The following is a 1,306-nucleotide window of genomic DNA, read 5'->3' as shown; positions in this document are numbered from 1 at the left end:
CACTAGTGTTGCACGATAACCAATAAATGTAACTTTTGATTTAAAAGTAAAAATTTTCCAGTCGCTTTCATTCTATTTTTTAAAAAAAGGTAACGCTCAGTCTATTTCGACCCAGTTCCCTTTTTTTGTAAATATTTACTTTTCTATTTTTCTTTCTTTACGTAATGATCCTTTGAAATCGGGCTGACAATTGCTACATTTTCACCATATATTCGTGGGATAGGTATTTTACTAGGTACCTTCTGTCTTCCTTTGCTTCTTTTTTGAGGGCGATAAAATTCCCTGTTTACTTCATCCCACGAATCCAAAAGATATTGGCGAAGGATCCTTAAAAATTGCCAAGCTGTTTTTCTAGGCTGTTTCAGTAGTTTTAATATCTCAAGCAATCCAAAGGTAATGAGAGAAAGGAATAGTTGATTCCATATTCCAATCGGCGAATGGCTGAATAGATGCTCTACTTTAATATGTTGTTTTAACCATTTGAAGAAAATCTCAATAAACCATCGGTTTTTATAGGTATCCATGATCTCCTGTTCAGTTAAATCCAAGCGATTTGTCAAGATTCGGAAAAATGTGCCTTCGTTATCCGTAAATTCAACGAGCTTCAACCTTTCAGGCCTTGTCCTTATCGAGACTTTCGCATGCTTTGTTACATTAGGTACATCAGGGGTATATTCTCTCAATGTCTCAACTTTAAAGGTCTTTTTTACACGGACTAAGAACTTGACGCCCCTGCTAAGCCAACCGCCTATTTTAGTTTTTTCACCATATCCACGATCCATGACATAGGTGGCATCGTCACAATCAATCAAATGATTGACGGCATCTATATCCGCAACATTGGAGGTGGAAGGAATCATCCGTTCAGGAAACACACTGTCGGAAGAGGCAACGGCCAAACAAAGATGCAATTTTACCCCGCTGGAATCTTTTGATACAGCCGTCCAGTCGGAAGCCTGGTTGGGCAATTTTATGAACGTTGAATCAATGATACGTAATATCCCTACATTTGAATGGATTCCTTTTGCCTTGGACTTAATGGACCAATATTTCCATGCGATGCGACCCAACAAGGCTGATAACTCAGCTGTATCCAAGGACCTAAGCCGACGGCTTATCTGAGAAGCACTAATGGAGCCAATCTTGAGTTCATTTTGGATCTGCTTTTTCGACCTTATAGCTACTTCGATTTCCCGAAGGCTACCCCAGCGAAAGAGGGTCGAAAGGAGAAATATTTTCACTAAGGATTCATCCGATAATTTTGTGAAGTTGTAATTATGGGATGGGCATGCCAGTGTTGTGGCTG

General features: G+C 39.4%; 1 protein-coding gene. It reads right to left on the bottom strand.

Annotated elements, in window-relative coordinates; translation table 11 throughout:
• Positions 1 to 143: 143 nt before the first annotated feature.
• Positions 144 to 1,295: an IS4 family transposase gene (locus tag KHA96_RS09585; RefSeq protein WP_249315541.1), complete on the bottom strand. Its 1,152-nt coding sequence runs from the start codon at positions 1,293 to 1,295 to the stop codon at positions 144 to 146.
• Positions 1,296 to 1,306 lie beyond the last annotated feature (11 nt).

It is taken from the genome of Bacillus sp. FJAT-49711 (genome assembly GCF_018343715.1).
Taxonomy (GTDB): Bacteria; Bacillota; Bacilli; order Bacillales; family Bacillaceae_C; genus Lederbergia.
Note: the sequence above shows the minus strand (reverse complement) of the source record. Positions and strands in the feature narration are given on the sequence as shown.